Below are 4,064 nucleotides of genomic sequence, written 5' to 3' on the forward strand. Positions count from 1 at the left end.
GGTCGGCCTTGCGCTGCTGCAGCTCGGCGATCCGTTCCTCGACGCTGCCGGCGGTGATCAGCTTGTAGACGAACACCGGCTGGTCCTGGCCGATGCGATGGGCACGGTCGGTGGCCTGGTTCTCGGCGGCCGGGTTCCACCAGGGATCGAAGTGGATGACGGTGTCGGCGGCCGTCAGATTCAGGCCTACGCCACCGGCCTTCAGGCTGATCAGGAACACCGGAACCTCGCCCTGCATGAAGCGCTGCACCGGCGTGACCCGGTTCTGGGTGTCGCCGGTCAGGGTCACGTAGGCCAGGCCCAATGCATCCAATGCCTGCGCAATCAGGGCCAGCATGCCGGTGAACTGCGAGAACAGCAGGATGCGCCGTCCTTCTTCGACCATGGAGGGCAGCATCTCGCGCAGCAGGTCCAGCTTGGCCGAACCGGCAGCGCGAGCGGGTGTCTCGCCTGGCAGCAGACGCGGATCGCAGCAGACCTGGCGCAACTTCAGCAACGCGTCCAGTACCACGATGTGATTGCGCGCCAGTCCGCTGCCGTTGATCGCATCGCGGACCTGCTTTTCCATTGCCGCACGCACGGTTTCGTAGAGATCGCGCTGGGCGCCTTCCATCGCCACCGTGCGGGTGATGACCGTCTTTGGTGGAAGCTCGGAAGCGACCTGGTCCTTGCGCCGGCGCAGGATGAAAGGTCGCAGCCGCTGGGCCAGCAGCTGAGCACGCCGCTGGTCGCTGCCGCGTTCGATGGGATGGCGCCAGTGCTGGTTGAACTGTTTTTCGCTGCCGAGCAGGCCGGGCAGCAGGAAGTCGAACTGCGTCCACAGCTCGCCCAGATGGTTCTCCAGCGGGGTGCCGGTCAGGCACAGGCGATGACGCGCCTGCAGCGTGCGCAGCGTGGCCGCCGCGCGCGACCTGGGATTCTTCACCTGCTGTGCCTCATCCAGGATCAGCAGATGGTAGGAATGCGCCTGCAGCGCCTGTTCGTCGCGCCAGAGCAGGGGGTAGGTGGTCAGTATCAGATCATGTGCGGCAATGGCGCCGAACTGCGTGTCACGTGCGGGTCCGTGCAGGGCCAGTACGCGCAGATCCGGGGTGAAGCGCGCAGCTTCACTCTGCCAGTTGTGCAGCAGTGACGTCGGCATGACCACCAGTGCCGGTTTGTCCAGGCGGCCGCTCTGCTTTTCAACCAGGAGATGGGCCAGCGTCTGCAGTGTCTTGCCCAGGCCCATGTCATCGGCCAGCACGCCGCCCAGACCCTGCTGGCGCAGGTACTGCAGCCAGGACAGGCCTTCAAGCTGGTAGCTGCGCAGCGTCGCGCGCAAGCCCTGGGGCGCCGGGACAGCGGTCATCGCCGGTGCGTCCAGCAGGCGCTGAACGCGTGCGCGGGTATCGTTGCTGCTGTGCAGTCGCAGCTGCGCGGCTTCCTGCAGTGCCTGCAGGCGTCCGCGATCGTGCGCCTGCAGGCGCAACGGTTGCCCGTGGTCGCCGAACAGATCCGCCAGCAGCGCGATCACCGGTTTCAGGCGGCCTGCGCGCAGGGCCAGGCGTTCATTGCCGGCCGTCGTCAGAAGTACGTTCTCGTCATCGCCGATCGCGTCCAGCTGGCCGCGCAGCCAGCGCGGATCGGACTGCAGTACGCCCTGCAACAGCGGAACCAGCGCAACGCTGCGGCCATCGACGTCAATGGTCAGGGCCAGGTCGAATGCAGTGCTGTCGGTGGGCATCGACCGCACATCCAGGTCGATCTCCTCCACCCGGGTGATGCGATGGCGGAAGGCATCGTCAGTCTCGATCTTCCAGCCCAGCGCTTCCAGCCGCAGCACGTCCTCCAGCAGGAAGCGGGTCCAGTCGAAACTGCGCAGCTCGAACAACGGGCCGCCGCCGTCCAGCACGACGCGCGGTTGCCGCTCGCGGTGCAGGTGGACGCTGTGCAGTTCAGCTTCACGCCGTGCCTCCCCGGCCAGGTCACGCGGCAGCAGGTAGAGCTGGCCCTCGGCGTCGTGCACGAACAGCGATGGGTCGTCGAGAAAACGCACGTGTTCGTCGTACTCGAACGCTACGGTGGCGACGTCGAGCCATTGCGAGGGGTCACGATCGGTGAGCCAGGCAGGTCGGTATTCCATGCTGTGCAGATGCAGGATCGGCGTCATCGCCTGGATCTGCAGGGTAGGCAATATCGGATCGGCGGCCGCACGCAGCGAACCCGGTTCACCCTCCAGTGAGTTCCGCAGTGCGGCCAGCAACACGGCGGCGACATGCTCGCAGTGCGTGCCAGCCGGACAGGTGCAGCGACTCTGCAGGGGGCTGTGCGGGGTGCGGGCGCTGGCATCCAGGTCGATCGCTACCTGCCAGCCCTCGACCTGGGCGGTCAGCAGCGGTGACCGGTAGCCCAGCTCGCGCACTGCCGACACGTGGTGGTTGCCCTTTTCCAGCGTCCCGGCATCCAGCCAGCGGGACAGTTCCCCTCCGGTGAATACTTCGGCCATGCGTCGTCCTGTCCTCTCCATCTACAGCACGCGTTGCCAAGGGCACCGCAAGCGGGAAAGGGAACATTCTACGGATTGGCAGCCCGGCATGCCGGTTCATGCTGCGGCGCATCTCAGCCGGCGTCGGGTGTGCCGCTAGAATGGCGGCATTCTCACCGGGTAGGGCAGTAGAGATGCAGCAATCAACTTCCAGCGGCACGCGCAGCAAGCGTTTCGCCTCTGCGGCGCAGGCCCTGCAGGGCGTGGTCGCCGATGGCCAGACCCTGGCCGTGGGGGGCTTCGGCCTGTGCGGCATTCCCGAGGCACTGATCGCCGCGCTGCGCGACAGTGGTGCCAAAGGCCTGACCGTGATCTCCAACAACGCCGGCGTCGATGGCTTCGGCCTGGGCCAGCTGCTGGAAACCCGGCAGATCAGCAAGATGATTTCGTCGTACGTGGGCGAGAACAAGGAATTCGAACGACAGTTCCTGGCCGGCGAGCTGGAGCTGGAGTTCAATCCGCAGGGCACCCTGGCCGAGCGCCTGCGTGCCGGCGGGGCGGGTATCCCAGCGTTCTTCACCGCCACCGGTTACGGCACCGTGGTCGCCGAGGGCAAGGAAACCCGCGAGTTCGATGGCAAGCACTATGTGATGGAAACCGCGCTGCGCGCCGACGTTGCCCTGGTCAAGGCCTGGAAGGCCGACGAGGCCGGCAACCTGGTGTTCCGCAAGACCGCGCGCAACTTCAACCCGGCCTGTGCGATGGCCGGCAAGGTCTGCATCGTGGAAGTGGAGGAGGTGGTGCCGGTCGGCAGCATCGATCCGGACCAGGTGCATCTGCCGGGCATCTACGTGCACCGCATCGTGCACAACCCCACCCCTGAAAAACGTATCGAACAGCGCACCATCCGTGCGGAGGGCAACTGACATGGCATGGACCCGCGATGAGATGGCGGCGCGCGCTGCGCGTGAACTGACTGATGGCGCCTACGTGAACCTGGGCATCGGCCTGCCGACGCTGGTGGCCAACCACATCCCCGAGGGCGTGGACGTATGGCTGCAGTCGGAAAACGGCCTGCTGGGCATCGGTCCGTTCCCGACCGAGGCCGAGGTGGACGCCGACCTGATCAATGCTGGCAAGCAGACGGTGACTGCGCGCGCCGGTGCCAGCTACTTCGGCAGCCATGACAGCTTTGCGATGATCCGTGGTGGCCACGTCAACCTGGCCATCCTCGGCGCGATGCAGGTGACCGACAAGGGCGACCTGGCCAACTGGATGGTGCCCGGCAAGATGGTCAAGGGCATGGGCGGCGCGATGGACCTGGTGGCCGGCGTGCAGCGCGTGGTGGTGCTGATGGAGCACACCGCCAAGAACGGCGAGCACAAGATCCTGGCCGAATGCACGCTGCCGCTGACCGGTGTGGGCGTGGTCGACCGCATCATCACCGACCTGGCGGTGTTCGATGTGACCGATGACGGTCTGGTGCTGGTGGAGACCGCCGCGGGCGTGGGCGAGGATGAGTTGAAGGAAAAGACCGGCGTCGCGTTCCGCTGACGGGCATCGGTCCCGTGCCCCGCAGGGCCAGCATCAGTGCTGGTCC

Annotated in this window: 3 protein-coding genes; 2 read left to right on the top strand and 1 reads right to left on the bottom strand. The window is 66.3% G+C overall.

Annotated features, from left to right (window positions below; genetic code table 11):
• Positions 1–2,485, bottom strand: a 2,485-nt coding sequence (locus AB4Y84_RS15250; protein WP_442250378.1) for a DEAD/DEAH box helicase, incomplete at its 3' end; no start/stop codon positions are given.
• A gap of 173 nt (positions 2,486–2,658) precedes the next feature.
• Here AB4Y84_RS15250 and AB4Y84_RS15255 point away from each other — a divergent pair.
• Together AB4Y84_RS15255 and AB4Y84_RS15260 are read left to right on the top strand one after the other, a co-directional pair.
• Positions 2,659–3,390 carry a CoA transferase subunit A gene (locus AB4Y84_RS15255; protein ID WP_025878484.1) on the top strand — a complete coding sequence of 244 codons (732 nt, stop codon included), beginning with the start codon at positions 2,659–2,661 and terminating at the stop codon, positions 3,388–3,390.
• Position 3,391: 1 nt separating this feature from the next.
• Complete coding sequence (locus AB4Y84_RS15260; protein ID WP_363729709.1) at positions 3,392–4,018, top strand: CoA transferase subunit B; 627 nt, start codon at positions 3,392–3,394, stop codon at positions 4,016–4,018.
• Positions 4,019–4,064: the final 46 nt, after the last annotated feature.

The sequence above is a fragment of the Stenotrophomonas sp. 2YAF22 genome, assembly GCF_052114665.1.
GTDB classification, from domain to species: domain Bacteria; phylum Pseudomonadota; class Gammaproteobacteria; order Xanthomonadales; family Xanthomonadaceae; genus Stenotrophomonas; species Stenotrophomonas indicatrix.